The 26,780-nt window shown below is 65.5% G+C and carries 26 protein-coding genes; 8 read left to right on the forward strand and 18 right to left on the reverse strand.

Translation table 11 applies throughout. The features are described from left to right. Positions 1-289: 289 nt before the first annotated feature. From BRSPCE3_RS01695 to BRSPCE3_RS01760, 14 genes are all read right to left on the reverse strand, one after another. Complete coding sequence (locus tag BRSPCE3_RS01695) at positions 290-649, reverse strand: Zn-ribbon domain-containing OB-fold protein (RefSeq protein WP_244063824.1); 360 nt, start codon at positions 647-649, stop codon at positions 290-292. Beyond that, positions 646-1,782, reverse strand: coding sequence for a thiolase family protein (locus BRSPCE3_RS01700; RefSeq protein ID WP_244063826.1), 1,137 nt, complete (start codon positions 1,780-1,782; stop codon positions 646-648). Before BRSPCE3_RS01700 ends, BRSPCE3_RS01695 begins: the two co-directional genes overlap by 4 nt. Before the next feature lie 140 nt (positions 1,783-1,922). Next, positions 1,923-3,089 (reverse strand): acyl-CoA dehydrogenase family protein, encoded by a 1,167-nt coding sequence (locus BRSPCE3_RS01705; RefSeq protein ID WP_244063828.1) that lies wholly within the window; start codon positions 3,087-3,089, stop codon positions 1,923-1,925. Between the two features lie 11 nt (positions 3,090-3,100). Continuing rightward, positions 3,101-4,300, reverse strand: coding sequence for a CaiB/BaiF CoA-transferase family protein (locus tag BRSPCE3_RS01710; protein ID WP_244063830.1), 1,200 nt, complete (start codon positions 4,298-4,300; stop codon positions 3,101-3,103). 172 nt (positions 4,301-4,472) lie between these two features. Further along, complete coding sequence (locus BRSPCE3_RS01715; protein ID WP_244063832.1) at positions 4,473-4,673, reverse strand: hypothetical protein; 201 nt, start codon at positions 4,671-4,673, stop codon at positions 4,473-4,475. A gap of 74 nt (positions 4,674-4,747) precedes the next feature. After that, positions 4,748-6,298: a class I adenylate-forming enzyme family protein gene (locus BRSPCE3_RS01720; RefSeq protein WP_244063835.1), complete on the reverse strand. Its 1,551-nt coding sequence runs from the start codon at positions 6,296-6,298 to the stop codon at positions 4,748-4,750. A 1-nt stretch (position 6,299) separates the two neighbouring features. Then, positions 6,300-7,472, reverse strand: coding sequence for an acetyl-CoA acetyltransferase (locus tag BRSPCE3_RS01725; protein ID WP_244063836.1), 1,173 nt, complete (start codon positions 7,470-7,472; stop codon positions 6,300-6,302). 142 nt (positions 7,473-7,614) lie between these two features. After that, complete coding sequence (gene eda / locus BRSPCE3_RS01730; protein ID WP_244063837.1) at positions 7,615-8,265, reverse strand: bifunctional 4-hydroxy-2-oxoglutarate aldolase/2-dehydro-3-deoxy-phosphogluconate aldolase; 651 nt, start codon at positions 8,263-8,265, stop codon at positions 7,615-7,617. Beyond that, positions 8,262-9,218 carry a sugar kinase gene (locus BRSPCE3_RS01735; protein ID WP_244063839.1) on the reverse strand — a complete coding sequence of 319 codons (957 nt, stop codon included), beginning with the start codon at positions 9,216-9,218 and terminating at the stop codon, positions 8,262-8,264. Before BRSPCE3_RS01735 ends, eda begins: the two co-directional genes overlap by 4 nt. A 27-nt stretch (positions 9,219-9,245) precedes the next feature. Further along, entirely contained in the window at positions 9,246-10,232 is a 987-nt protein-coding gene (gene denD, locus BRSPCE3_RS01740) for a D-erythronate dehydrogenase (RefSeq protein WP_244063841.1), read from the reverse strand. Positions 10,233-10,287: 55 nt separating this feature from the next. Then, positions 10,288-11,199, reverse strand: a complete 912-nt coding sequence (locus tag BRSPCE3_RS01745; RefSeq protein ID WP_244063842.1) for a carbohydrate ABC transporter permease — start codon at positions 11,197-11,199, stop codon at positions 10,288-10,290. Then, on the reverse strand, positions 11,192-12,151 hold the full coding sequence (locus BRSPCE3_RS01750; protein WP_244063843.1) for a carbohydrate ABC transporter permease: 960 nt from the start codon (positions 12,149-12,151) through the stop codon (positions 11,192-11,194). Before BRSPCE3_RS01750 ends, BRSPCE3_RS01745 begins: the two co-directional genes overlap by 8 nt. Before the next feature lie 108 nt (positions 12,152-12,259). After that, complete coding sequence (locus BRSPCE3_RS01755; protein WP_244063845.1) at positions 12,260-13,582, reverse strand: ABC transporter substrate-binding protein; 1,323 nt, start codon at positions 13,580-13,582, stop codon at positions 12,260-12,262. 110 nt (positions 13,583-13,692) lie between these two features. Then, positions 13,693-14,760: an ABC transporter ATP-binding protein gene (locus tag BRSPCE3_RS01760; RefSeq protein WP_244063846.1), complete on the reverse strand. Its 1,068-nt coding sequence runs from the start codon at positions 14,758-14,760 to the stop codon at positions 13,693-13,695. A 205-nt stretch (positions 14,761-14,965) separates the two neighbouring features. Between BRSPCE3_RS01760 and BRSPCE3_RS01765 the strand changes: the two genes are divergently transcribed. The 4 genes from BRSPCE3_RS01765 (at position 14,966) to BRSPCE3_RS01780 (ending at position 19,830) form a co-directional block, all read left to right on the forward strand. Beyond that, positions 14,966-15,994 carry a LacI family DNA-binding transcriptional regulator gene (locus tag BRSPCE3_RS01765; RefSeq protein WP_244063847.1) on the forward strand — a complete coding sequence of 343 codons (1,029 nt, stop codon included), beginning with the start codon at positions 14,966-14,968 and terminating at the stop codon, positions 15,992-15,994. Positions 15,995-16,204: 210 nt separating this feature from the next. Beyond that, on the forward strand, positions 16,205-18,043 hold the full coding sequence (locus tag BRSPCE3_RS01770; RefSeq protein WP_244063848.1) for an IlvD/Edd family dehydratase: 1,839 nt from the start codon (positions 16,205-16,207) through the stop codon (positions 18,041-18,043). A 132-nt stretch (positions 18,044-18,175) separates the two neighbouring features. Next, positions 18,176-18,907 (forward strand): SDR family oxidoreductase, encoded by a 732-nt coding sequence (locus BRSPCE3_RS01775; protein ID WP_244063850.1) that lies wholly within the window; start codon positions 18,176-18,178, stop codon positions 18,905-18,907. Positions 18,908-19,083: 176 nt separating this feature from the next. After that, a complete protein-coding gene (locus tag BRSPCE3_RS01780; protein ID WP_244063851.1) occupies positions 19,084-19,830 on the forward strand; it encodes an SDR family NAD(P)-dependent oxidoreductase in 747 nt (248 codons plus the stop codon). Here BRSPCE3_RS01780 and BRSPCE3_RS01785 read toward each other — a convergent pair. Beyond that, positions 19,827-20,699: a LysR substrate-binding domain-containing protein gene (locus tag BRSPCE3_RS01785; RefSeq protein WP_244063852.1), complete on the reverse strand. Its 873-nt coding sequence runs from the start codon at positions 20,697-20,699 to the stop codon at positions 19,827-19,829. The two genes, BRSPCE3_RS01780 and BRSPCE3_RS01785, sit on opposite strands and share 4 nt — an antisense overlap. Positions 20,700-20,792: 93 nt before the next feature. On the opposite strand from BRSPCE3_RS01785, the gene BRSPCE3_RS01790 reads away from it, so the two are divergent. From BRSPCE3_RS01790 to BRSPCE3_RS01805, 4 genes are all read left to right on the forward strand, one after another. Next, a complete protein-coding gene (locus tag BRSPCE3_RS01790; RefSeq protein ID WP_244063854.1) occupies positions 20,793-21,695 on the forward strand; it encodes a DMT family transporter in 903 nt (300 codons plus the stop codon). A gap of 82 nt (positions 21,696-21,777) precedes the next feature. Next, positions 21,778-22,458 carry a site-2 protease family protein gene (locus BRSPCE3_RS01795; protein WP_244063855.1) on the forward strand — a complete coding sequence of 227 codons (681 nt, stop codon included), beginning with the start codon at positions 21,778-21,780 and terminating at the stop codon, positions 22,456-22,458. A 101-nt stretch (positions 22,459-22,559) separates the two neighbouring features. After that, a complete protein-coding gene (locus BRSPCE3_RS01800) occupies positions 22,560-22,967 on the forward strand; it encodes a hypothetical protein (protein WP_244064935.1) in 408 nt (135 codons plus the stop codon). Between the two features lie 194 nt (positions 22,968-23,161). Then, positions 23,162-24,382 (forward strand): ABC transporter substrate-binding protein, encoded by a 1,221-nt coding sequence (locus BRSPCE3_RS01805; protein WP_244063857.1) that lies wholly within the window; start codon positions 23,162-23,164, stop codon positions 24,380-24,382. 75 nt (positions 24,383-24,457) lie between these two features. Here BRSPCE3_RS01805 and BRSPCE3_RS01810 read toward each other — a convergent pair whose 3' ends face one another. From BRSPCE3_RS01810 to exbB, 3 genes are read right to left on the reverse strand one after another with little or no spacing between them, the layout of a single operon-like run. Then, complete coding sequence (locus BRSPCE3_RS01810; RefSeq protein ID WP_244063859.1) at positions 24,458-25,252, reverse strand: TonB family protein; 795 nt, start codon at positions 25,250-25,252, stop codon at positions 24,458-24,460. A gap of 12 nt (positions 25,253-25,264) precedes the next feature. Beyond that, positions 25,265-25,729: a TonB system transport protein ExbD gene (gene exbD / locus BRSPCE3_RS01815; RefSeq protein WP_244063861.1), complete on the reverse strand. Its 465-nt coding sequence runs from the start codon at positions 25,727-25,729 to the stop codon at positions 25,265-25,267. A gap of 3 nt (positions 25,730-25,732) precedes the next feature. After that, a complete protein-coding gene (gene exbB / locus BRSPCE3_RS01820; protein ID WP_244063863.1) occupies positions 25,733-26,779 on the reverse strand; it encodes a tonB-system energizer ExbB in 1,047 nt (348 codons plus the stop codon). Position 26,780: the final 1 nt, after the last annotated feature.

Below are 26,780 nucleotides of genomic sequence, written 5' to 3' on the forward strand. Positions count from 1 at the left end.
GGGGACTCGTCAAAAGCGAATGCTCGACGCGGGGTGTTCCGAGTACAAAATCTGGCCGTCGTTCGCGCAATTTGCGCAACGATGAGTCACGCCCAGGTCTGAGGGGAAACGCATGAAGGAAGCCACAAGGAGGGCGGCCTCGGAAGCGCTTGCGCAAATGCTGGCGGTGACGGCGATGCTCGTCATCGCCAGCTTTGTGTTTTATTGGCACTAGTATCCGCAAAACTATGAGGGGCAGGAGCGAACCGGTTCAGCCTGGTCGCGCGTTCTGACCTGATCGCTCAGCCCCTCATTTCGCCTTTGCGAAGTACGGAACCAGCCGTCCCGCAAATTGCGTGAAGCCTGCCAACACCTTGTCGCCGATGGCGAGATCGTTGTCGCCATGGGCCATCATGCGAAAGCCCTCGTCGGCATCGACCAGCACGATGTTGTAGGGCACATGCGCCCTCGTCTCCGGCGTCGCGGCGCGGCAGACCAGCGAGGTTGCATACACCGTGCCTGCCCCGCTCGCGCGATGCTCGGCGAGGTCAGGCGAGCCGCAGGCGGCGCAGAAGCTGCGGCGGAAATATTGCCGCGCGCCGCAGGCGTTGCAGCTCTGATAGACGATGGCCTCACTGCCCTTGGTCCAGTCGGCGATCGGTCCGCTCATCGCACGCGCTCCAGGAACATGCTGACATGCGACGACAGCACGCCGCCGTCGCCGTGCAGCAGCGCGACCGAGGCGTCGCGCACCTGACGGTTTTCGGCGCGGCCGGTCATCTGCAGATGGGTCTCGACCAGATGCGCCATCGCACCGCCGACGCCGCAATGCCCATAGCTGAGCAGGCCACCATGGGTGTTGAGCGGCAGCTCGCCGTCCTGATTGAAATAGCCGGCGCGCACCCGCGCTGCCGCCTCACCGCGCCTGGCGAGGCCGAGGTCCTCCAGCAGCATCGCGAGCGTGATCGTGAAGCTGTCGTAGACCGCGGCGTAGCGCACGTCCGAGATCGCGACGCCCGCGGCCTGCTTCGCCTTCGCGATCGAGATCTCGGCGCCGAGCTCGCTCAGCGCGGGCGCAGCGGTGATGTGCTGATGGGTGTGCGCCTGGGCACAGCCGCGGACACGCACGCGCTTGTCGCCGGTCGGCTCACGGCTGATCACGTACGCCGCGCCGCCATCGGACACCGGGCAGCAGTCGAGCAGCTTGAGCGGCATCGCCACCGGCTTCGAGGCCATCACGTCGGCAACCGTGATCGGCTCGTGGAATTGCGCGCCGGGATGCATCAGCGCGTGCTTGCGCATCAGCACCGCGAACTCGGCGAGGTCCACCTCGGTCAGCCCGTACTCGTGCATGTAGCGTGTCGCGACCAGGCCGTAATAGGCAGGGATCGTCGGGCCCAGCGTCACTTCGTAGTCGGGGTGGCCGACCTGGGCCAGCGCCTGGATCGAGGCGTCGCGGCTCTGTCCGGTCAGCCGGTTCTCGCCGCCGACCACCAGCACGTGTTTTACAACCCCGGCATCGACGAGGTGATGCGCCAGCATGGTCATCGCAAGTCCGGTGGCGCCACCGACCTGCACGGCGTGGGCATAGGCCGGGCGAATGCCGAAGTGCTCGGCGAACACGGTGGCCAGCATGATGTGCGGCGAGACCGTGGAGTAGCCGCAGAGGATGCCATCGATGTCGGCACGCTTCAGCCCGGCATCGGAGATGGCGAGCTCGGCCGCCTTGCTCATCAGGTCGAGCGAGGACAGGCCCTCGTGCTTGCCGTAGGACGTGAGGCCGACGCCGGTGACGAAGCTCATGGTGTTACATCCCTCTCTTCGTCATTCCGGGGCGCGCGTAGCGCGAGCCCGGAATCCATACTCACGATCGTGGTTATGGATTCCGGGCTCGTCGCTGCGCGCCGCCCCGGAATGACGGGTGGAGACATTTTCCGTCACCATCAATACGACTTCGGAAGGCCGAGCACCTTCTCGCCGATGAAGCTGAGGATGAGCTGCGGGCTGATCGGTGCGATGCGCGGGATCAGGGATTCCCGCAAGTAACGCTCGACGTGATATTCCTTGGCGTAGCCGAAGCCGCCATGGGTCATCACCGCCTGCTCGCAGGCGTGGAAGCCGGCTTCCGCGGCGAGATATTTCGCCGCGTTCGCCGCGGGGCCGCACGGCAGGTCCTGGTCGTATTGCCAGCCGGCGCGCAGCACCATCAGCCAGGCGGCTTCGAGCTCCATCCAGCACTTCGCCAGCGGATGCTGGATCGCCTGGTTCATGCCGATCGGACGGTTGAACACGATGCGGCCCTTGGCGTAGTCCGACGCCCGCTTCAGCGCGATCTGGCCGAGGCCGACGGCTTCGGCTGCAATCAGGATGCGCTCGGGGTTCATGCCGTGCAGGATGTATTCGAAGCCACGGCCCTCCTCACCGATCCGATCCTCGACCGGTATCTCGAAGTTCTCGAAGAACAGCTCGTTGGAGTCGACCGGCTTGCGGCCCATCTTCTCGATCTCGTGCACGGTGACGCGCTTGCGGTCGAAATCGGTATAGAACAAGCTGAGGCCGTGGGTCGGGCTCTTCACCTCCTCCAGCGGCGTGGTGCGCGCCAGAAGCAGGATCTTGTTGGCGACCTGCGCGGTCGAGATCCACACCTTCTGGCCGTTGACGATGTATTTGTCGCCCTGGCGCACGGCGCGGGTCTTGAGCTGCGTGGTGTTGAGGCCGGTGTTGGGTTCGGTTACCGCGAAGCAGGATTTGTCGCGGCCGTCGATGATCGGCGGCAGCATGCGCCGGCACTGCTCTTTGGTGCCGAACACCACCACCGGATTGAGGCCGAACACGTTCATGTGCACGGCCGACGCGCCGGACATGCCGGCGCCGGATTCGGAGATCGTGCGCATCATGATCGCGGCATCGGTGATGCCGAGGCCGGAGCCGCCATATTCCTCGGGGATGCAGATGCCGAGCCAGCCGGCATCGGCCAGCGCGCGGTGGAAGTCGGCCGGATAGCCGCCCTCCTTGTCCTTCTTCAGCCAGTAGGCTTCATCAAAGCGCGAGCAGATTTTTGCCACCGCGTCGCGGATCGATTCCTGATTGGCGGAGAGTGCGAAATCCATCGGTCGTGCTCCTATGCCTGCGCCGCTTTGACGGCGCCGTCGCGCAGCATCGCCGCGATCTCGTCGGTGGAGAAACCTGCCGCGCGCAGGATTTCCTCGCTGTGCTCGCCGAGCCGCGGCGCCAGCCGGCTCGGTTCGACCTTGGTCTCCGACCAGCGCGCCGACGGCGTCATGCTGCGGATCCGGCCTTCGGTCGGGTGATCGATCACCGGGAACACGCCGGTCGCGACCATGTGCGGGTCCTGCAGCAGGCTCTCCAGATCGTGCATCGGCATCACGGGCACGTCGGCCTTCTCGAGGATCGCGTTCCACTCGGCCGTGGTCCTGGTCTGCAGGGTGCGTGCGAGCTCGGCGTAGACGACGTCGATGTTGTTGGCGCGGCCGGCGAAGGTCGCGAATTTCGGATCGCTGCGCAGATCGTCGCGGCCGGTCGCCTTGAAGAAATTCTCCCACTGCTTGTCGTTGTAGACGATCACGCAGATATAGCCGTCCAGTGTCTTGTACGGCCGTCGGTCCGGCGACAGATGCCGCGCATAGCCGCCCTTGTCGAGCGGCGGATCGTAGGTCAGCCCGCCCATGTGGTCGCCCATGACGAAGCCGGCCATGGTCTCGAACATCGGAATGTCGACGCGCTGGCCCTGCCCGGTGCGGTCGCGATGCACGAGGCTGGCGCAGATCGCGCCGACCGCGGTGAGGCCGACGATGCGGTCGACCAGCGCATTCGGCACATAGCGCGGCACGCCGTCCGAGGTCTGCGCCATCAGCGCCGGCAGCGCGGTCGCGCCCTGGATCAGATCGTCATAGGCGGGCTTGGCGGCATAGGGCCCGTCCTGGCCGAAGCCGAACACGCCGGCATAGATCAGCTTTGGATTGACCTTGGCGACGACGTCGTAGCCGAGTTGCAGCCGCGCCATTGCCTGCGGGCGGACATTGTAGACCAGCACGTCGGCCTTCGCGATCAGCCGCAGCACGGCCTCGCGGCCCGCCGGCTTCTTCAGATCGAGACAGATCGAACGCTTGCTGCGGTTGGTGTTGAGGAACACCGGCCCCATCCCGGGATGCCGCGTCGGACCGATCTGCCGCGTCACGTCGCCATCGGGGGATTCCACCTTGATGACGTCGGCGCCGTAGTCGCCAAGCATCTGCGTGGCATAGGGTCCCATCAGCACGGTCGTCATGTCGACGACCTTGATACCCTGCAGTGGTCCCATCGTGCTGTTCGCTCCCGGATGTTCTGGATTGAATCCTAGTAACGGGAGGTCTTTGCCGAGATCAAGCTGCGCCGGGCGTATGGGCGTATGCGCGGGGGCGGCGAGGCGCGTTTCCGCGCGACGGAACGCCGGGCGGGCACGCGACGCCTACCCAGCGCCGGCCCGATGCCGGCTACTGCCCGGTCATCTTCTCACGCGCCTTCAGCAGCTTCTCCAGTTCCGCATTCTGCTGCTCAAGCCGCTCGGCGATGCGCTCCTCGACTTCGGCGCCCGCAGCGCCCGCGGCCTGCTCGATCAGCTGCCTGATGTTGTCCCGGAGGATCGCGATGCGATCGTTCACTTCCGACAGCGACAGAGACGTCTCGATTCCCATGGTCCGTTCTCCCGGTGACAGGCGCAGGCAGCTTAGCGCGACGGAAGGCGGCGGCCTATCCCTTAGCCGGTCCCTTAGCCCGTTCCTTGGCCTATTCCTTTGGCCATCATTTCCCGCAACGCGGTCTTCAGCACCTTGCCATAATTGTTCTTCGGCAGGGCATCGAGATAGACATAGCGCTTCGGCCGCTTGAAGCGGGCGATCGAGGCGAGGCAATGCGCGTCGAGCTTGCCGTCGTCGGCGGTGGCGCCGTCCGCGAGCACGACGCAGGCGACGACGACCTCGCCCCATTCCGGATCAGGCACGCCGATGGCCGAGACCTCGCTGACATCGGGATGGGTTAGCAGCGCTTCCTCGACCTCGCGCGGATAGATGTTGGTACCGCCGGAGATGATGACGTCCTTGGAACGATCCGACAGCGTCAGGAACCCGTCGGCATCGAGCCGGCCGACATCGCCGGTGCGCAGCCAGCCGTCCTTCAGCGTCTCGGCATTGGCCTTCGGATTGTTCCAGTAGCCGAGCATCACGGTCGCACCCTTGACCTCGATCTCGCCGGTCTCGCCGGCAGGCAGCGGCGTGCCGTCCTTTCCGGTGATGCGCACGGTGACGAGGCTCTGCGCGGTCCCGACCGAGGCCAGCCGCTCAAGATAGCGCGGATGATCGCTCGCGCGGTGCCAGTCGCGCGACAGCGCCGTGATCGTCATCGGCGACTCGCCCTGGCCGTAGATCTGCACGAAACGCTGGCCCATCGTCGCCATCGCATCGATGATATCTGCGGTGTACATCGACCCGCCGCCATAGATGATGGTGCGCAGCCCCTCGCCGTTCTCGCCGCGCTTCCTGGCTGCCTCGACCAGCCGGCGCACCATGGTGGGCGCCGCGAACATCACGACATTGTCGAGCTGGCGGCCGAGGTTGAGCACCTCGTCCGGATCGAAGCCGCCGGTTTCAGGAACCACGTGGCGGCCGCCCATCCGGACGTGCGGGAAATTGTACAGCCCGGCGCCATGCGAGATCGGCGCGGCATAGAGCGAGGCATCGTTCGGCGTCGCGGGATCGACGTCGGCGAGATAGCACAGCGACATCGCCAGCAGATTGCCGTGGCTGAGCATCACGCCCTTGGGACGGCCGGTCGTGCCCGATGTATAGAACAGCCAGGCGAGATCGTTGGTTTCGCGCGGCAGCGGCGCGGGCGGCCCCTCGCCGCTTCGCATCGTCTTGAACGCGCCGCTGTCGACCGACAGCATGGTCATGCCGGCGGGACAATCGTCCTTCGCCTCAAGCAGCGCGCCGACCGTGTCATCGGACACGAAGGCCAGTTTCGCGCCGCCATTGCCGCAGATCCACGCGGCCTCGCGGCCGTGCAGCTTGGCATTGATCGGGATCGCGGCGGCGCCGATCCACCAGATGCCGTAGAGGCATTCGAGATATTGCGTGCAGTTCGATGCAAACAGCGCGATGCGGTCGCCGGCGACAACGCCGTGATCGCGTGCCAGCGCCGCCCCGATCGAGGCGGCGCGGCGGGCGAAGGTTGCGTAGTCGGCGTCGAGGTCGAAGCCGGTCAGCAGCGCCGGCGCATCGGGTCGTGCCCGCGCCGTCGCTGCCAGCCATTCGGCAATGTTCAAGTTACTTGGCCGGCTCGAGGATCGAGACGTAGTTGGCGACCGCCGCACCACCCATGTTGAAGATGCCGCCGATCTGCGGGCTCTTGAGCTGCATGCCCTCGGGCGCTCGCCCTGCGAGCTGCATCGCGCTCATCACATGCATCGAGACGCCGGTGGCGCCGATCGGATGGCCCTTGGCCTTGAGGCCGCCGGACGGATTGACCGGCAGCTTGCCGTCCTTCTGGGTCCAGCCTTCCATGATGGCGCGCGCGCCCTGCCCCTTCGGCGTCAGGCCCATCGCTTCATATTCGATCAGCTCGGCGACCGTGAAGCAGTCATGGGTCTCGACGAAGGACAGATCGGAGAGCTGCAGCCCGGCCTTCTGCAGCGCGCGCTGCCAGGCGGTGGTGCAGCCTTCGAACTGCAGGATGTCGCGCTTGGACATCGGCAGGAAATCCTGCGCATGGGCGGTGGCGCGGATGTTCACCGCCTTGCCCATGGTCCTGGCGGTCTCGGCGCCGGTCAGCACCAGCGCGGCGGCGCCGTCCGACACCAGCGAGCAATCGGTGCGCTTCAAGGGGCCGGCGACGAACGGGTTCTTGTCGCTCTCGGCGCGGCAGAACTCGAAGCCAAAGTCCTTGCGCATCTGCGCATAGGGATTGGCGACGCCGTTCTTGTGGTTCTTGGCGGCGATCATCGCCAGCGCATCGGACTGGTCGCCGTATTTCTGGAAATAGGCCTGCGCGATCTTGCCGAACACGCCGGCGAAGCCGCCGACCGTGTCGCCGTCCTCGGGCAGATACGACGCCTTCAACAGGTTCTTGCCGATCTCCGGGCCTGGCGTCTTCGTCATCTGCTCGACGCCGACCACCAGCACGATCTTCGCCGCACCCGCCTCGATGGCGCGGATGCCCTGGTGCACCGCGGCCGAGCCGGTGGCGCAGGCGTTCTCGACGCGGGTCGTCGGCTTGAAGCGCAGCGCCGGGTTGGCCTGCAGCACCAGCGAGGCCGTGAAATCCTGCGGCGAGAAACCGGCGTTGAAATGGCCGAGCATGATCTCGTCGACGTCGGAGGCGGCAATGCCGGCATCCGCCAGCGCCTCGTTGGCGACCTTGACCACGAGACCCTCGACGGTCTCGGCGTCGAATTTTCCGAATGGCGTGTGCGCCCAACCCACAATGCTGGCTGCAGTCATGGCCGTTTCTCCCGGTTCCTGTTCAGGGAGTTATGTAACGTATCTTGAGAGCGTTTTCGAGCGAAGTGGATACCGGTTCGCGTGAAGAAAACGCGTCAAACCAGAATCTAGAACCGCGCTCCGATACCATCGGAGCGCGGTTCTAGGCGGCTTTCAGCGTTTTCATCGCCTTGGCGCACATGGCGGTTATGCCGGCCCAGTTGCCGGCGCGGATGTCCGAGGCCGGGCAAAGCCAGGAACCGCCGACGGCCAGCACATTCGGCTCGGCGAGCCAGGTCGCCGCATTGGCCTCGCCGATGCCGCCGGTCGGGCAGACCCGGACATGCGGGAATGGACCGGCGAGAGCCCGCAGTGCTTTGATACCGCCAGCCTGCTCGGCCGGGAAGAATTTGACGACGTCGAAGCCATGCGCCAGCGCCTGCATCAGCTCGGAGGCGGTCGCGATCCCCGGCGCGAACGGCAGCCGGCTGGCAGCTACCGCCTTCGACAGCTCGGGCGTCGCGCCTGGGCTGATGCCGAATTTGGCGCCGAGCGCCTCGGCGCGCGCCAGATCGTCGGCATTGAGGATGGTGCCGATCCCGACCACCGCATCGGGCACCTCTGATATGATGGCCTTGGCCGCATCGGCTGCGACCGCCGTGCGCAGCGTCACCTCGAGCGTGCGCACGCCGCCGGCGACCAGCGCTTTGGCAAGCGGCACCGCGTCCTCGAGCCGCTCGATGGTCAGCACCGGGATCACGGTGGCCTGCCGGATCAGCTCGGCGATCTGGTCCTGCTTTGATGGTGTCGTCATTGCGAGGCCTTGCGTGATGGTGGGGGACGAGGCGCCTTCTTCGGCGGCATGGCGTAGCGCGGGATGATCGCACCCGGATAGCACACCACGACGCCGGCGAGACGATGGCCGGCGCGTGCCGCCTCCTCGGGCTCGGCGCCAGAGAGCCGTGCGGCGAGATAGGCCGCGGCAAAGCTGTCGCCGGCGGCCGTGGTGTCGACCACGGGCTTCGGCAGCGGCTCCGCCCTCACCTCGTGCGTTCCGCCGGCGGAGCGCACGATGCAGGCGGGCTCGGCGAGCTTCAGCACCACCTCGGGGCTCGAGATTCCGGCAAGCAGCGCGGTGTTGCTCTCGCCGGGATAAAGCGGCGCCAGATCCTCGGTCGAGGCCAGCACGATATCGGCGGCCTCGAACGCGCCGCTGAAGACGTTTCGCGCGACGGCGAGGTCCGGCCAGCCGCGGGCACGGAAATTGGTGTCGAACGCAAAGCGTGTGCCGAGCAGCCGCGCGCGTTTCAGCGCCGCCATCAACCGCTCCCGGCCCTCCTCGCGCAGGATCGAGAGCGTGATCGCCGAGAGATAGACGACGTCATACGTCGCGAGCGAATTGAGGAGGTCGTCGGTCTCGGGCAGATCCATCAGCACGCGCGCGGCGGCGCTGTCGCGCCAGTGGAAGAAGCGCCGCTCGCCCTTGTCGTCGGTCTGGATCAGATAGAGCCCGGGCAGCTTGCCGGCCAGCCGCGCGACATGCTTGGTGCCGATGCCTTCCGCCGCCCAGCCCGCGATCATCTCATCGCTGAGCGCATCGTCGCCGAGCGCCGTGATGTAGTCGATGTGGACGCCGAGCCGCGACAGATAGACCGCGGTGTTGAGCGTGTCGCCGCCATAGAAGCGCGAATACAGGCCGCCGACCTGGCCGCCCGGCGCCTGCCGCAGCTCGATCATGCATTCGCCGATGCTGGCAACCCTGGTCATCGCAAGACCCGTGTGCCTGAGCGGAGCTTAGGCGGCGAACTTGCCGCCGAGCTCGTCCTCGATGTGGATCTGGATGATGTCGTCGAAGGTCTTCTCGGCCGTGGTGAAGCCGAGCTTCAGCGCGCGGTCGGTGGCGAAATCGCGCGGCCAGCCCGAGACGATGCCGATGATGGTCGGATCGGGCACCCGCTTGATCCGCGCGGTGACGTTCTTGCCGGCAACGCGCTCGAGCGCTGCGATCTGCTCGCCGACGCTGACGCACATCCCGGGCATGCTGAGATTGCGCCGCGGTCCCATCGCGTTGAGATCCATGGTGCCGGCATGGACCAGGAAGCCGACCGCCGATTTCGGCGAAGCGTGCCAGTGCCGCACGTCCTCGGCGACCGGCAGGATCGCCTCCTCGCCCGCCAGCGGCTCGCGGATGATGTTGGAGAAGAAGCCGGACGCCGCCTTGTTCGGCTTGCCCGGACGCACGCAGATCGTCGGCAGGCGGATCGAGATTCCGTCGAGCAGGCCCTTGCGGGTGTAGTCGTTGATCAGGAGCTCGCAGATCGACTTCTGGGTGCCGTAGCTGGTCAGCGGCGTATGGAAGAACTCGTCGCCGATCTTCTCGGGGAACGGCGCGCCGAACACCGCGATCGAGGACGTGAACACCAGCCGCGGCTTGTAGCCGCCGCCTGTGGCGCGGATCGCGTCGATCAGATGACGGGTGCCGTCGAGATTGATCCGGTAGCCCTTGTCGAACTCGGCCTCCGCCTCGCCCGACACGATCGCGGCGAGGTGGAAGATCACGTCCGGACGCTCCGCGATCAGGGGCGCGGCAGCACCGGCATCGGCAAAATCGGACGCGACGACATTGACCGGGATCGAGGCATTCGCGGGCTTCTGCGGCGCGACCACGTCCTGCAGGGTCATCTTGCTGATGTCCTGCTTGCCGAGGCGGCCCTCGCGCAGCAAACGCTCGGTCAACTTGCGGCCGACCATGCCGGCAGCGCCCAGAATCAGAATGTGCACGACCGTGCTCCTTTTCTTGTCTTGTTCTGCGAATTCGCCTGCGGGCCCTGCGCGCTCATTCCTTCACGGCGCCCGTCATCGCCGAGACATAATGCTCAACGAAGAAGGCGTAAAGAATGACCAGCGGCAGCGAGCCGACCAGCGCGCCCGCCATCAGCGATCCCCATTTGTAGATATCGCCGTCGACGAATTCGTTGACGATCGCAACCGGCACCGTCTTGTTCGGCGTCGACTGCAGGAACGTCAGCGCATAGATGAACTCGTTCCAGCACAGAGTGAACGAGAAGATAAAGGCGGAGATCAGGCCGGGCACCGCCAGCGGCACGATGATCTTGACCAGGATCTGCCAGCGCGACGCGCCGTCGATCAGCGCGCACTCCTCGAGCTCATAGGGGATGGTCTTGAAATAGCCCATCAAGAGCCAGGTCGAGAACGGGATCAGCAGCGTCGGATAGACCAGGATCAGCGACAGCGGCGAGTCGAACAGCCCATAGGCCTGGATCACCGATGCCAGCGGGATGAACAGGATCGACGGCGGCACCAGATAGGCGAAGAAGATCAGCACGCCGACCGCTTCCGCGCCCTTGAAGCGCAGCCGCGTGATCGCATAGGCCGACAGCACGCTGGCGACGATCGACAGGAAGGTGGCGCCGACCGCGACATACATCGTGTTCCAGAGCCAGCGCGGATACTGGGTCTCGAACAAGAGCTTGCTGATGTGCTTGAAGGTCGGATGAATCACCCAGAACGGGTTGAACTTCTCCATGTCGATGAGCTGCTCGTCCGGCTTGATGGAGGTCAGCACCATCCAGTAGAACGGGAACAGCAGCACCACGAGGATGATGAACAGCGGCAGATAGAGCGTGACCAGGCGCCGCGGCAGCGACTCCAGATAGCTCATGCCTTCGCTATCATCACCACCGGCCTTGGCGGCCACGGCTTTCGATTGCAAGGTTGAATCAGTCATTGTTCGATCCTTGCTGCCACTTGCGGCGCTGCATTCCGAACCAGGAGATGGCGATCGCCGCCACCAGGAAGGGAATCATCGCGGTGGCGATCGCGGCGCCCTCGCCGAGCCGCCCGCTGATGATGCCGCGCTGATAGCTCAACGTCGCCATCAGATGGGTGGCGTTGACCGGGCCGCCGCGGGTCAGCGCCCAGATCAGCTGGAAGTCGGTGAAGGTGAACAGCACCGAGAACGTCATCACCACGGCGATGATCGGCGTCAGCAGCGGATAGGTGATGAAGCGGAAGCGCTGCCAGTTGGTGGCGCCGTCGAGCGTGGCCGCTTCATAGAGCGACGGCGACACGGTCTGCAGGCCGGCCAGCAGCGTGATCGCCACGAACGGAACGCCGCGCCAGACATTGGCGAAGATCACGCTCGCCCTCGCCCACGTACTGTCGCCGAGGAAATTGATGTTGCTGTGGATCACGCCGAGCTTGATCAGCGACCACGAGATGATCGAGAACTGCGAATCGTAGATCCACCAGAACGCGATCGCCGACAGCACGGTCGGCACGATGAACGGGATCAGCACGATCGAGCGGATCACCGCCTTGAACGGCATGTGCCGGTTCAGCAGCAGCGCGAGATAGAGCCCGATCGCGAATTTGATGGCGCTTGCGATCAGCGTGTAGAGCAAGGTGTTGAACACCGACAGCCAGAAGATCGAATCGTCCCACAGCCATTGGTAGTTCTCGATGCCGACGAAGGCGCCGGCGCGCCCGATCCGCTCGTCGGTGAAGCTCATCCAGACGCCGAGGCCGAGCGGATAGGCCAGGAACAGGATCAGGAACGCGGCCGTCGGCAGCATGAACCAGAACGCGGCCCAGTTGCGGTTGCCGCTGAGCCGGGACCAAAATGACGGCTCGCCTGCCGCGGCAGCCTGCGCCGGCATCGATGTCTGGACAGTGCTCATTCGCTCTCAACTCCGAATCAGATGGTGACGCGCGACCAGTCTGGATCGTGCGTCACCTCAGTTCGCTCATGGACCAGAGCCGGCACGGCTTGCCGCGCCGGCCGTCAGCTAGCGGAAGATGCGCTTGGCCGCGCGTTCGGCCGAAGCCATCGCGGTCTTCACGTCTTCACGCCCGGTGCAGTAGTTCGCGTACATGTCGACGACGACGAAGTCGGCGATCGCGGCGGCGGCGTTCTCGCTCATCTGCGCTTCGCCGGCCGGGGTCGACGCCGTCTGCGCCACGCTGCGATACGGCGTCGTCTTGGGATCCGCGGTCCAGACCGGGTTCTTGTCGTAGTCGAGCAGGAAGTGCGACAGGTAGCCCTGCGCCGCCTCGATCCACGGATTGAACTGATCCGGCTCCAGCATGAAGGCGGTGAACGCCTTGCAGGTCTGCGGATACTTCGAGAAGCTGAAGATCAGGATCGGGAAGCCGAGATGCATCTCTCGCGTCTTGCCGTCGAGACCGGCCGGCAGGTGGGCATGGTTCATGTCTTCGGCGATCTGCGGATTTTCCTTCTTCGCCGTGACGTAGATCGAAATTCCGTTCACGGTGAGATGAAGCTGCCCGGCAAGGAACGCCTTGTTGTTGGAGCTGTCGTTCCACGACGCGGTGCCCGGCACGAAATTGTCGTACAGGCCCTTGACGTATTCGAGCGACTTCGCGGTCTCCGGCGAGTTGACGACGACCTTGTTGTCCTTGTCGATCAGCTTGCCGCCATGCGCCCACAGCGCCCAATGCAGCCAGCCGTTGGCATCGCCCGAGGCGTGGCCGAGCGCCATGCCGGCCGGGGTGCCGTTCTTGTTCATGCCCTTCACGAGATCGGCGAAACCGCCGAGGTCCTTCGGAAACTCCTTGTGGCCGGCCTTCTCGGCGGCGGCGACGCGGTAGTTGACGAGGCCGCCGGTGGCGGCGACCGGAATGCCGATCCACTTGCCGTTCAGCATGCCGTAGGCCTTGCCGGAATCCGACCAGCCACCGCACTTCTTGCCGAGGTAATCGGCGACGTCGGTGACGTCGACGCACTTGCTCGGGAACAGGAAGGGCAGCGAATAGAGGCCCCACACCATGTCGAGGCCCTGCCCCGTATTGGCGGCGACCGAGGCCTTCGGCTGAATGTCGTCGTAGGATTCGTTGGAGACGTTGATGGTGACGTTGTTGGCCTTCTGGAAGGCATCGACGATCTTCATGAAGGCGACGTCTTCGGCCTCCACGAAGCGCTTCCAGCGCAGCAGGTTGATCTTGGCGCCCGGCTCCGGCTTCCATTGCGAGGTCTGGGCCCAGGCCTTGGCATAACCGAGCAGCTGATCGCTGGACATCGTTGCCGCGGCGGCCAGCATCGTGGCACCGCCCTTGAGCAGCGAACGGCGGTCAGTGTTGAACATGGACATTGGCAATTCTCTCCCGATTTTTGGTTGTTGCTTTGAAATGATCCCTGCCGTTTGCGTGACGGCCGAAATCCCGGTCGAAATGATGCACTGACGAGACGTGCGGGCTGCGGTCAGCTATTCAATCGCTTCCCCGTCGAATCGTCGAACAGATGGACCAGCGCCGGGTCCGGCTTGAGCCGAACCTTGTCGCCCGGGTTGAACAGATGGCGTTCGCGGAACACGGCGACGACCTGCTCGCCGCCGAGCTTGGCGAACACCTGGGTCTCCGAGCCGGTCGGCTCGACCACCACGATCTCGGCCTCGGCACCGTCATCGGCGATGGTGAAATGCTCCGGCCGCACGCCGTAGACGGCGGGCTTGCCATCGGAATTGGCCGGCGCCGACTTCAGCGGCAGCTTGACGCCGTTCGGCCCTTCGAAATAGGCGGCGCCGTTCACCTTCACCGCGCCTCTAAGGAAATTCATCGCGGGCGAGCCGATGAAGCCGGCCACGAACTGGTTCGCCGGCGTGTCGTAGAGCTCGAGCGGCGAGCCCATCTGCTCGACGATGCCGTCATGCATCACGACGATCTTGTCGGCCATGGTCATGGCTTCGATCTGGTCGTGGGTGACGTAGACCGTCGTGGTGCGCAGCCGCTGGTGCAGCTCCTTGATCTCGGTGCGCATCGCGACGCGCAGCTTGGCGTCGAGGTTCGACAGCGGCTCGTCGAACAGGAACACCTGCGGATCGCGCACGATGGCGCGGCCCATCGCGACGCGCTGGCGCTGGCCGCCGGAGAGCTGGCGCGGGTAGCGGTCGAGCAGCGGCGTCAGCGCGAGGATTTCCGCGGCGCGCTTGACGCCGGTCGAGATCTCCTCGGGCTTGGCACCGCGCAGCTTGAGCGAGAAGCCCATGTTGTCGGCGACCGTCATGTGGGGATAGAGCGCGTAGTTCTGGAACACCATCGCAATGTCGCGCTCTTTCGGCTGGACATTGTTGACGACGCGGTCGCCGATCGAGATCGTGCCCGAGGTGATGTTCTCGAGCCCCGCCAGCATGCGCAGCAAGGTCGATTTGCCGCAGCCGGAAGGGCCGACCAGAACGACGAACTCGCCGTCCTCGATCGGGATCGACACGCCGTGCAGGACCTCAAAATTGCCGAACGACTTCCGCACGTCGCGAATCTGGACCGACGACATCCACTTCCCTCCTCAAATTCCCGACGACGTACGACGAGTGCCGCCACCGCTCTGTTTTGTTCCGGCCGCGCTGGGTGCGCGGCACTATCGGACCCAACTTATTGTCCGCAGTTTATCCGGTTTTGGCAATCGTTCGATTAGCAATCGCTTGGTAGCGCTGTCAATATCGGTTTGTCTGCGACGATGGTCGTGATATGAGCGGCAAATGGCCCGAAAGCGCATCACGCCAGGCAAGATCCGGCTCGCCGAAGTCGCGAAGCACGCCGGTGTCAGCCCGATTACGGCCTCACGCTTCTTCAGGAATCCGGAAGCGCTCTCGGCCGGCAAACGCGCACGGGTCGAGAGTGCGGCAAAAGAACTCGGGTACGTGCCCAATCTCGCGGCACGCGCGCTTGCGTCGCAGCGCACCGAGGTGATCGGTGTCCTGATCCCGTCGCTGACCAACAACGTGTTCTCCGACGTGCTGCGCGGCATCTATGACGCGCTCGACGGCAGCCGCTACAGCATCCAGCTCGCCAACACCCGCTACAGCATCCTGCAGGAAGAGCGCCTGTTGCGTCTTTTTCTGGCACAGAAGCCGGCAGGCCTGATTATCACCGGGATCAATCAGACCCCCGATTCACGGGCGATCATGGAGACCGTCGATTGCCCGATCGTCCAGATCATGGAGCTCGGCCCCTCTCCGATCGACATGATGATCGGATTCTCGCATTTTGATGCGGCAAAAGCCGCGATCGGCCACCTTCTCGCGCAAGGTTACCGCCGGATCGGCTTCCTTGGCGCGCGGATGGATCCGCGGGTGCAGCGCCGGCTCGACGGCTATCGCGCCGCAATGGCGGACGCCGCCCTGCTCGACCCGCAGCTCATCGTCACCACCGCGATTCCGACCTCGGTGACGTTGGGCGGGACGCTATTTGCCGACCTGCTCGCCAAGGCGCCGGACATCGACGCGGTGTTCTGCGTCAATGACGACCTTGCGCTCGGCGCGCTGTTCGAATGCAAGCGCCGACACATGGCGGTGCCCGGGCAGATGGCGATCGTCGGCTTCAACGACCTCGAATTCATGGCGTCGAGCGAGCCGACGCTGAGCAGCGTCCGCACCAATCGCTACGAGATGGGCAGGAACGCCGCCGCGATGGTGATCGAGACGCTGGAAGGCCGCCGGCCCACCGACCCCGTCGTCGATCTGGGCTTCAGCGTCATGGAACGGCAGAGCTCGGCGCGACGCAGCTGACACCCGCCTGACACGTGCCAGTCACAAGGAAGAAAAATGACAAAATGATAGCGCAACCAAGTCCCTTCAACTAAGGTCCAATCCATCCAGTGAAACACCTGTGCGTGATCGGTCGGGTTTGTAATGCGCGACGATTGGCGCAAGGTAGAACAGCGTTGAACCAGCGCCCTTGGACGGGCCCATCAAGAATCTGCATTGCGGGAGAAACCAATGACAAAACCCCACACCAACGGGCACAGCGCCGCAGGCGAGACCAGCAAGGGCAAGGGCCGCAGGCTCCGCTCCCAGGAATGGTTCGACAACCCGCACAATCCGGGCATGACCGCGCTCTATCTCGAGCGCTATCTCAACTACGGCCTGACCCGCGAGGAATTGCAGTCGGGCAAGCCGATCATCGGCATCGCCCAGACCGGCAACGACCTGTCGCCGTGCAACCGGCATCACCTCGAGCTCGCCCACCGCGTCCGTGAGGGCATCCGCGCCGCCGGCGGCATCGCGATGGAGTTTCCGACCCACCCGATCCAGGAGACCGGCAAGCGCCCGACCGCGGCGCTCGACCGCAACCTCGCTTATCTCGGCCTCGTCGAGGTGCTGTTCGGCTATCCGCTCGACGGCGTGGTGCTGACCACTGGCTGCGACAAGACCACGCCGGCCTGCATGATGGCGGCGGCGACCGTCAATCTGCCGGCGATCGTGCTGTCGGGCGGGCCGATGCTGAACGGCTGGCACGAAGGCCAGCGCACCGGCTCCGGCACCGTGGTGTGGAAGGCGCGCGAGCGGCTCGCCGCCGGCGAGATCGACTATGAGCAGTTCATCGAGATCGTGGCCTCCTCGGCGCCCTCGGTCGGCCATTGCAACACGATGGGCACCGCCTCCACGATGAACTCGCTGGCGGAAGCGCTCGGCTTCTCGCTGCCGGGCTGCGCGGCGATCCCGGCGCCCTATCGCGAGCGCGGCCAGATCGCCTACGAGACCGGCAAGCGCATCGTAGACATGGTCTGGGAAGATCTGAAGCCGTCGGACTTCCTGACCCGCGAGGCGTTCGAGAACTGCGTCGTGGTCAACTCCGCGATCGGCGGCTCGACCAATGCGCCGATCCACATCAATGCGCTGGCGCGCCATGTCGGCGTCGAGCTGTCGATCGACGACTGGCAGAAATACGGCCACGACGTGCCGCTGCTGGTGAACATGCAGCCGGCCGGCTTCTATCTCGGCGAGGAATATCACCGCGCCGGCGGCGTGCCTTCGGTGGTGCGCGAGCTGATCAAGCACAAGCGCATCCATGAGGGCGCCCTCACCGTCAACGGCCGCACCATGGGCGAGAACTGCAAGGAAGCGCCCGCTCCCGACGGCGACGTGATCTGGGGCTACGACAAGCCGCTGGTGAAGGACGCCGGCTTCCTGGTCTTGCGCGGCAATCTGTTTGATTCCGCGATCATGAAGACCAGCGTGATCTCCAAGGAATTCCGCGACCGCTATCTGTCCAACCCGAAGGACCTCAACGCCTTCGAGGGCCGCGCCATCGTGTTCGAGGGCCCGGAGGACTATCACGCGCGGATCGAGGACCCCGCGCTCGACATCGACGAGCACTGCGTCCTGTTCGTGCGCGGCACCGGCCCGATCGGCTATCCCGGCGGCGCCGAGGTCGTGAACATGCAGCCGCCGGCGGCGCTGATCAAGCGCGGCATCCTGTCCCTGCCCTGCATCGGCGACGGACGGCAGTCCGGCACCTCGGGCTCGCCGTCGATCCTCAACGCCTCGCCGGAGGCGGCCGCCGATGGCGGACTTGCGATCCTGAAGACCGGCGACAAGGTGCGCATCGACCTCAACAAGGGCAGCGCCAACATCTTGATCTCGGAGGACGAGCTGCGGACCCGCCGCGCCGAGCTGAAGGCCAAGGGCGGCTTCCCGCACCCGGCCAACCAGACGCCGTGGCAGGAGCTCTATCGCCAGACCGTCGGCCAGCACGCCACCGGCGCCTGCCTCGAGCTCGCGACGCGCTACCACGACATCGCCGGCAAGGTCGGCGTGGCGCGCGATAATCACTAGACTAACCGTCACCGTCATTCCGGGGCGGCCCGCAGGGCCGAGCCCGGAATCCATAACCACGATCGGGCGTATGGATTCCGGGCCCGCGCCGCGCGCGTCCCGGAATGACCAAAAAATGGGAGATGAGCATCAATGTCCAATCGACTGAAGGGAAAGCGCGCCGTCGTCACCGCCGCGGCGGCCGGCATCGGGCGCGCATGCGCGATCGCTTTCGCGCGTGAAGGCGCCACCGTGATCGCCACCGACATCAATGAGAGCGGCATCGCATCCCTGAGCAAGGACGGCATCGCCGAGACCGCGCGGCTCGACGTTCGCAGCACCAACGACGTCAACAGCTTCGCCAAGCGCGTCGGCAAGATCGACATCCTGCTCAATGCGGCGGGCTTCGTGCATCACGGCACCATCCTGGAGTGCTCCGACGAGGACTTCGACTTCTCGTTCGACCTCAACGTCAAATCGATGCACCGGACCATCAAGGCGTTCCTGCCGGCGATGCTGGCGGGCGGCGGCGGCAGCATCGTCAACATCTCGTCCTGCGCGGCGTTGCGGCCGCCGGCCAACCGTTATGTCTACAGCGCCTCGAAGGCGGCGGTCTCGCTGCTGACGCGTGCGGTCGCACTCGACTTCATCAACCAGGGTATCCGCTGCAACGCGATCTGCCCCGGCACGGTCGAGACGCCCTCGATGCTGGAACGCGCAGCCGCCGCAGGCCCCGACGGGCGCGAGAAATTCGTCGCCCGCCAGAAGATGGGCCGGCTCGGCACCGCCGAGGAGATCGCGGCGATGGCGGTCTATCTCGCGAGCGACGAGGCCGCATTCACCACCGGCGTCGACATGGTCGTCGACGGCGGCTTCATGCTCTGACCTTCGAACCTTCCGGGTGAGGGGTGAGGCACTATACTTCCGCACCAGTATGCGGAGACAACCCCTCACCCCAACCCTCTAAGAGCGAGCTTCGCTCGTCTCGACCCCGCAAGTGCGGGGCGAGGGAGCAGAACGTCCGTGCGGCCGCACCGAGGAAACGTCAAAGGATAACACCAATGAACAAGATCGATCTCAACGGCCGCTCGGCCGTCGTCACCGGCGGCGCGCAAGGCTTCGGCCGCGCCATCACCGAGCGCTTCGTCGCCTCCGGCGCCAAGGTCGCGATCTGGGATTTCGACCAGCCGCTGGCCGAGAAGACCGCCAGGGCGCTCGGCGAGAACGTGATCGCGATCAAGACCGACGTCACCGATCCCGACGCGGTCGACGTCGCGCGCGATCAGACGCTCAGGGCATTCGGCAAGATCGACGTTCTCGTCAACAACGCCGGCATCACCGGTGCCAACAAGCCGGTGTGGGAAACCGATCTCGACGACTGGCGCCGGGTGATACGCCTCAATCTCGAGGGTCCCTTCATCTGCTGCAAGGCGATCGTGCCGACCATGATCGGCCAGAAATACGGCCGCATCGTCAACATCGCCTCGATCGCCGGCAAGGAAGGCAACCCGAACGCGGCGCATTATTCGTCGTCGAAGGCCGGCCTGATCGCGCTGACCAAATCGCTCGGCAAGGAGCTCGCGCAGCACGACATCCTGGTCAACGCGGTGACGCCGGCCGCGGCGAAGACCGCGATTTTCGACCAGATGACGCAAGCGCACATCGACTTCATGCTGTCGAAGATCCCGAAGGCCCGCTTCGTGCAGGTCGAGGAGCTCGCTGCGATGGTGGCGTGGCTGGCCTCGGAGGATTGCGCGTTCTCGACCGGCGCAGTGTTCGACATCTCCGGCGGACGGGCGACGTATTAGGCCGCGCCTCGCCTTGCCGGTTGCCGAAGCGCCGTGACGAGATGATCGGCGAGCAGTGACGCCGCGTGCGACAGATTTGGCGCGCGGTGCAGGCGGATCTCCGCGCGCGGCAGTGGCGGCATGCCGTCGCGTGCGGTCAGGCGCCGCAGGGTCGGCGGAAAGGTGCCGGACTTGACCACGGTCACGGCGAGCCCCTGCGCTGCGATCGCCTCGACCGCGGACAGGCTGTGGCTGACAAAGGCGAGCCGCCACGGCCGGCTCGCTTGATCCAGCGCCTGCATCGCCCAGCTCCGGAACAGGCAGCCCTGCGGATAGAGCGCGACCGGCAACGGATCGAACTCCTCGACTCGATGCGATGCGCTTGCGGCCCACACCGCCTGCTCGGTGCGCAGCAGCTCGCCCTCGCCGCGCCCTTCGGGATGCATCGCGATCACGAGGTCATAGGCTTCGCCGAGCCGGTCGGTCATCCCCGACGTCAGCCCGGTCTCCATCTCGACACGGATCAGCGGATAGTTGGCGATGAAATCCTTGAGCAGCGGCGGCACGATCAAGGTCCCGTAATCGTCCATCACGCCCAAGCGAACCCGCCCGTCGGTGCCGTGCGCACGCACCCGGCCGACCGCCTCGGCGTTGAGGCTGAGGATGCGGCGGGCGTAGCCGAGCAACCCTTCGCCGGCCGCGCTCAGATCGACACTGGTCGTGCTGCGGTGAAACAGCTCGGCCTGCAGCCGCTCCTCCAGCCGCTTCACCTGCATGCTGATGGCCGACTGGGTCCGGTTCAGCGCCGAAGCCGCGCGGGTGAAGGAGCGATGCTCGGCGACCGCGACAAAGGCTTGCAGCAGATCCGGGTCGAGGACGGGCGAGCTCATAACGATCCGTGATTTGATTGATCAAATCTATTCCATTCCATGATTATCCGCCCTTTCCTAGATTGCGCAAGCAAGACAGAGGAATCGGGGCGGATGGGCGAGATTTGGGGGGTGTTGGCAGCGGTCGTGTCGAGCGCGCTCGGCGGAACCTCGATCGGGGCAACGCGGTTTCTGGTCGGCGCCATCGATCCGCTGGCGATCGGCGCGTTCCGCTTCGGCATCGGCGTGTTGCTGCTGCTGCCGCTGGGCCTGCTGCAGCGCCGGAGCTGGCCGCCGCGGCGCGACTGGCCCGGCGTGGCCGGCCTCGGCCTGCTGTTCTTCGCGGCGTTTCCGATCCTGTTCAACGCTTCGCTGATATCAACCACCGCGGCGCGCGGCGCGCTGGCGCTCTCGACGCTGCCGCTGCTGACCTTGCTGGTCGGCGCGGCGCTCGGTGCCGAGCCGCTGACCGCGCGAAAGACCACCGGCGTGCTGGTCACCATCCTGGGGGTCTCGATCGCGCTGCTGTCCGGCCTCGCCACGGCGCCGGCGGGCGCCTGGCGCGGCGATCTGTTGATGGTCGCGGCCGCGCTGTGCATGGCGCTCTACAGCATCTGGTCGAAACCTTATATCCGCCGCTCCGGCCCGATCCCCTTCACCACGCTCGCCATGGCCGCAGGCGCCGTGGTGCTCATTGCCGCCTCGCTGTTGCGCGGCAGTTTCGCGCCGGTTGCGGAGTTCGGTGCACCGCAATGGTTCGGCGTCACCTATCTCGGCGCCTTCGGCGCGGCCCTCACCTTCTACCTCTGGGCCTTCGCGCTGGAGCGGACGACGCCGACCCGGGTCGCGATCTCGGTCACCGTCAATCCGATCGCGGCATCGCTGGTCGGCGCTGCCCTGCTCGGCGAGCCGTTGAGCTGGAATTTGATGGCCGGCATCGTCACCGTGTTCGTCGGAATCTGGATCGCGACCACCCAGCCCCACCAGGCCCGCGTCGTCGCGCCGGATGCACGCTGACCCGCGGCCGCTCGCCGGCAAAGCCGTGAGCGAATCCGTGCTAGCCTGACCTCAGGTCCCAGCGAACCCGAGGCGGCAGGCATTGAACATCTCCCTCTATGACCTCTCCGTCTGGGTGCTGCCGGTCATCATCGCCATCACCTTCCACGAGGCGGCGCACGGCTTCGTCGCGCACCGGCTCGGCGACGACACTGCCTGGCAGCTCGGCCGCGTCAGCTTCAACCCGCTGAAGCACATCGATCCGTTCGGCACGCTGCTCCTGCCCGGGCTGCTGCTGTTCGCGCATTCGCCATTCCTGTTCGGCTACGCCAAGCCGGTGCCGGTGAACTTCCGCAAGCTCAACCATCCCAGGCTCGACATGGTGTGGGTGGCGCTGGCCGGCCCGGTCACCAACATCATTTTGGCGACCGCGGCAGCGCTGGCATTCCACGCCCTGCCATACGTTCCGGCGGATGCGGCAAAATGGACCGCGGACAATCTGAAAAACGCGTTCCTGATCAACATCGTGCTCGCGATCTTCAACATGATGCCGATCCCGCCGCTGGATGGCGGCCGGGTCGCGGTCGGGCTGCTGCCGCGGCCGCTGGCGATCCCGCTCGCCCGGCTGGAGCCCTACGGCATGCTGATCCTGATCGGGCTGCTGATCCTGCTGCCGGTGATTGGCAGGCAAGTCGGCCTAAATCTTGATGTTATTTCAATGATACTGCGAACTCTGACCGGCTATGTAATCAACGCCCTTCTCCTCATTACCGGAAACACATAGCTTTCATTCGCGCGCGAACCGATCGGAAGGCGGAACCCGATCTTCCGGGTCATGCGCAAGGACGGGAACGCTTCGAGGCCATGGTGATCAAAGCTGCCGATATGCTGATTGCGCGACGCGCCGACACCCGTGCGCGGGCGGACTTTGCAACCTGGAAGATGATGGCCAAGCTAAACGGCGCCTCCGCGTTGCCGCCCGAGGCGCAGAATTTCCTGGCGATCTACAAGAGGCTGCTCGAGCAGATGAGCGACGCCGACGCCAGCGAGGCGACGATCCAGGAGATGTACCGCACCTACTATGCGGAGATGGGCGGTGCCGGCAAGGCGCCCGAGGTCCCGGCCCGCTCGCGCGAACCGGTCGCCGACAGCGGCAACGTCACCGCGTTCCGCCGCCTGCCTGCCAAGAAGGCTGGCGTGTCCGATCCGAACGCCAAGCGCCCGATGCCGGTGGCGCTGATCTTCGCCTGCCTCGTCGTGGTCTACGTTGCGATCCGCTATTACTGGAAATAGCGCCGCCGGCGCTTCACCTCTTCGACTTTCCTGATCGTTGCACAGCCGCCGCGGCATCGCGTCGCGCGTCATCGGCTGCACAATCGCCGCCGCGTGGAATATCGCGCGCACGCGATCGAGCCGGCGCCCTAGGCGCTGCGCCCGATGCCGGGCATAATGCTGAGCTCAAAAAACAAAATCATATTGGAGGGAAGATGAAGCGTTCCATTGCAGCCCTGATCATGACCACTGGTCTCGTGTTCGCCGGCAGCGCATCGGCGCAGACGATGGACAAGGTCGCCAAGGTCGGCGCGCTCGGCGATCAGTCCGGTCTCTATCAGGATATCGGCGGTCCCGGCTCGACGGTGGCGGCGCAGATGGCGATCGAGGATTCCGGGTTGCTGGCGAAGGGCTGGAAGATCGACCTGGTCTCGGCCGATCACCAGAACAAGCCCGACGTCGCGGTCAACATCGGCAAGCAGTGGATCGATGTCGAGAAGGTCGACGTGTTCGTCGATCTCGCGGCCTCCAATGTCGGGCTCGCGATCGCCAACCTCGCCAAGGAGAAGAACGTCGTCAACCTCAACTCGGGCTCGGCCTCGTCCGATCTCACCGGTTCGCAGTGCTCGCCGAACACGGTGCACTGGGTCTACGACACCTACATGCTCGCCAACGGCACCGGCAAGGCGCTGGTGAAATCCGGCGGCGACAGCTGGTTCTTCCTCACCGCCGACTACGCGTTCGGCCAGGCCCTCGAGCGCGACACCTCGGCGGTGGTCACCGCGAACGGCGGCAAGGTGCTCGGCAGCGTCAAGCATCCGCTCAACAACGCCGACTTCTCGTCCTTCCTGCTGCAGGCGCAAAGCTCGAAGGCCAAGATCGTCGGCCTCGCCAATGCCGGCGGCGACACCACCAACGCGATCAAGCAGGCGGCCGAATTCGGCATCGTCTCGGGCGGCCAGCGGCTGGCCGGCATGCTGCTGTTCATCACCGACATCAACGCGCTCGGCCTCAACGTCGCGCAGGGCCTGAACTTCACCGAGACGTTCTACTGGGACATGAACGACCAGACCCGCGCCTTCACCAAGCGCTTCATGGAGCGCTTCAAGAAGAACCCGCCGACCATGGTGCAGGCCGGCGTCTATTCGTCGCTGATCCACTATTTCAAGGCGCTGGAGGCGCTCGGCGGCAATTCGCATGACGGCCGCGCCGTCGTCGCCAAGATGAAGGAGATGCCGACCGACGATCCACTGTTCGGCAAGGGCTCGATCCGCGTCGACGGCCGCAAGATCCACCCCGCCTATCTGTTCGAGGTGAAGAAGCCGTCGGAGTCGAAATATCCGTGGGACTATTACAAGCTGATCGCCACCATCCCGGCGGACGAAGCCTTCCTGCCGCTCGAGAAGAGCGTCTGCCCGCTGGTGAAGAAGAGCTGAGATGCAGCCGTTCCGGGGCTCGCGACGTCGTCGCGCCCCGGAATGACAACGGCCATCAATCGCAGCGAGCCTGGCTCACTTCTTCTTCGGCTTGTTGAAATTGAAGTCGAGGCTGAAGGAGAACTGATCGTCGGTCAGACTGGCCGGGGGCGGTGGCACCGGATCGGAACGGTGCACGGTCGAGAGCGCCGCCTCGTCGAAGGCGGCATCACCTGACGATTCCAACACGGCGACCGACAAGATCTTGCCGACCCGGTTGATCACAAGGGCCACCTTCACCTTAGCGTCCTTGAACTTGTTCTCCGGGAATTTCTTGTGCAAGTCGAAATAGGCGCTGAGCTTCTTGCCCCACTTCGCGGTCAGCGCGAGCTTGTCCTTGCCGATGCCGGGGTTGGGCGCCTTGGTGGTCTCGGACTGACGCGCGTCGTCCAGCTTGGTCGGCGCGGCTGCCTCCGAGGCCTGCACCGCTTCCTGCGCGCTGGTCTCGACCTTGGCGACCTTGGCCTCCTCCTCCTTCTGCTTCTTGGCGGTGTCTTCCGTCACGATGCGGTCGGGGTCGTCGGACTCGACAGGCTTTTCCTGAGGCAGGTCGGTGTCCTTCACCTCCGCCTTCTGCTGCGCCATTTCCTGCACGGCCTGCTGCTCGTCGGCCGGCGCGCCGGGCGGCGCCGCATCATCGGGCACATCCGGCGAAGCGAGCTCGACGGCGTATTCCGCACCGGCAGCGCCGAGGCCCTCGTCGCCGTCATCGCCGCGCAAATTGGTCAGCGCCAGCGCCGCGCCGCCGAGATGCAGCGCGACCGCCGTCACCGCGGCGATCACCCAGAGCCGCTTCGACGTCCGTAAGTCAAGATCGGGGTTGGTGGACATCGCGCTTCGCCGTCAGGGTTTGGCCGGCTCGGCCTGCGGAGCAGCGGGCGAGCCCGGAACGCCCTCGAGCGTGACCAGCTTGACATGCGTGTATCCGCCGGAGCGCAAGAGCTCCATCACACCCATCAGCTCGCCATAGGGCACCATCCGATCGGCACGCAGGAAGACGTACTTGTCCCTGGTCATGTCGGGCACCGCGTCGAGCGAGCTGACCAGGTCGGCGCGCTTCACGGCGTTCTCGCCGATCGCCAGCGTCAGGTCCGGCTTGATGCTGAGATAGGTCGGCTTGTCCGGCTTCTTCTGCGGCGTTGCGCTCGAGGTCGGCAGATCGATCGGCAGGTCGACGGTCGAGAGCGGCGCCGCCACCATGAAGATGATCAGCAGCACCAGCATGACGTCGATGAACGGCGTGACGTTGATCTCGTGGGATTCCGCGAAATCGTCGTCGCCATCGTTCTCGGAGATCGAGACTGCCATCGCCTACTCCGCCGCCGCGGCGCGCGGATGCGCGCTGCGCGGAACGTCGCCGGGAATACCGCCATGGGTGCGGTCGAGATCGCGCGACAACAGCCGTCCGGCCGCGCCCGAGGCGCGACTGACGAGCTCGAGATAGACCTTCGTGACGCGCGAGAAGTGGTTGTAGATGATGACCGCGGGGATTGCCGCGACGAGGCCGATCGCGGTTGCGAGCAGCGCTTCGGCGATGCCCGGCGCCACCACGGCAAGGTTCGTGGTCTGCGACTTCGAGATGCCGATGAAGCTGTTCATGATGCCCCAGACGGTGCCGAACAGGCCGACGAAGGGCGACGTCGCGCCGATGGTCGCGAGCAGACCCATGCCGACGCGGATCTTGCGGGCCTCGGCGCGCACGATCTCGGCGAAGCTCGATGCCGCGCGCTCCTTGATGCCGGCATCGCTCGAGATACCGGCCGACAGACGTCCCTCGCGCATCGCGGCGGCGATGAATGACGACAGCACGCTGCCCTTGGCGCCGAGCGCGAACTGCGCTTCCGCGAGCGACCGCGATTCAGCAATCTTGGCGAGCGCGCCGCGCAGCTTGCTCTGCGCCACCGTCAGCTCGACCATCTTGGCGATGAACACCGTCCAGGTGACGAGCGAGGCGAAAGCCAGACCGAGCATCACCGCCTTCACGATGATGTCGGCGTTCAGGAACATATTCCACGGCGACAATTCGTGCAGGCCGGTGGCGCTCGACTTCAGCGACTTGCCGTCGCCGCTCGCAGCCGGCGACGCATCGAGGGCCGTCGGTGCCGGAGCCGCCGCGGCAGGCGCCGGTGCGGACTGCGCTTGCGGCGCCGCGGGTGCCGCAGGCTGGGCCACCGGCGCAGACTGGGCCGCCGGTGCAGATTGGGCCGCGGGCGCCTGGGCCGCGGGCTGCGGCCGGGTCACGGGAGCGGGCTGCGCGGCAGGCGCCGTTTGCTGCTGCGCCGAAGACGGCGCGGCCAGCATCAGCATCGCCAGCGAGGCGATCATGGCGGATGCAGCGGGGAACTTGAATGTCTTCATC

The sequence above is a fragment of the Bradyrhizobium sp. Ce-3 genome (assembly GCF_022835695.1).
Lineage (GTDB): Bacteria > Pseudomonadota > Alphaproteobacteria > Rhizobiales > Xanthobacteraceae > Bradyrhizobium.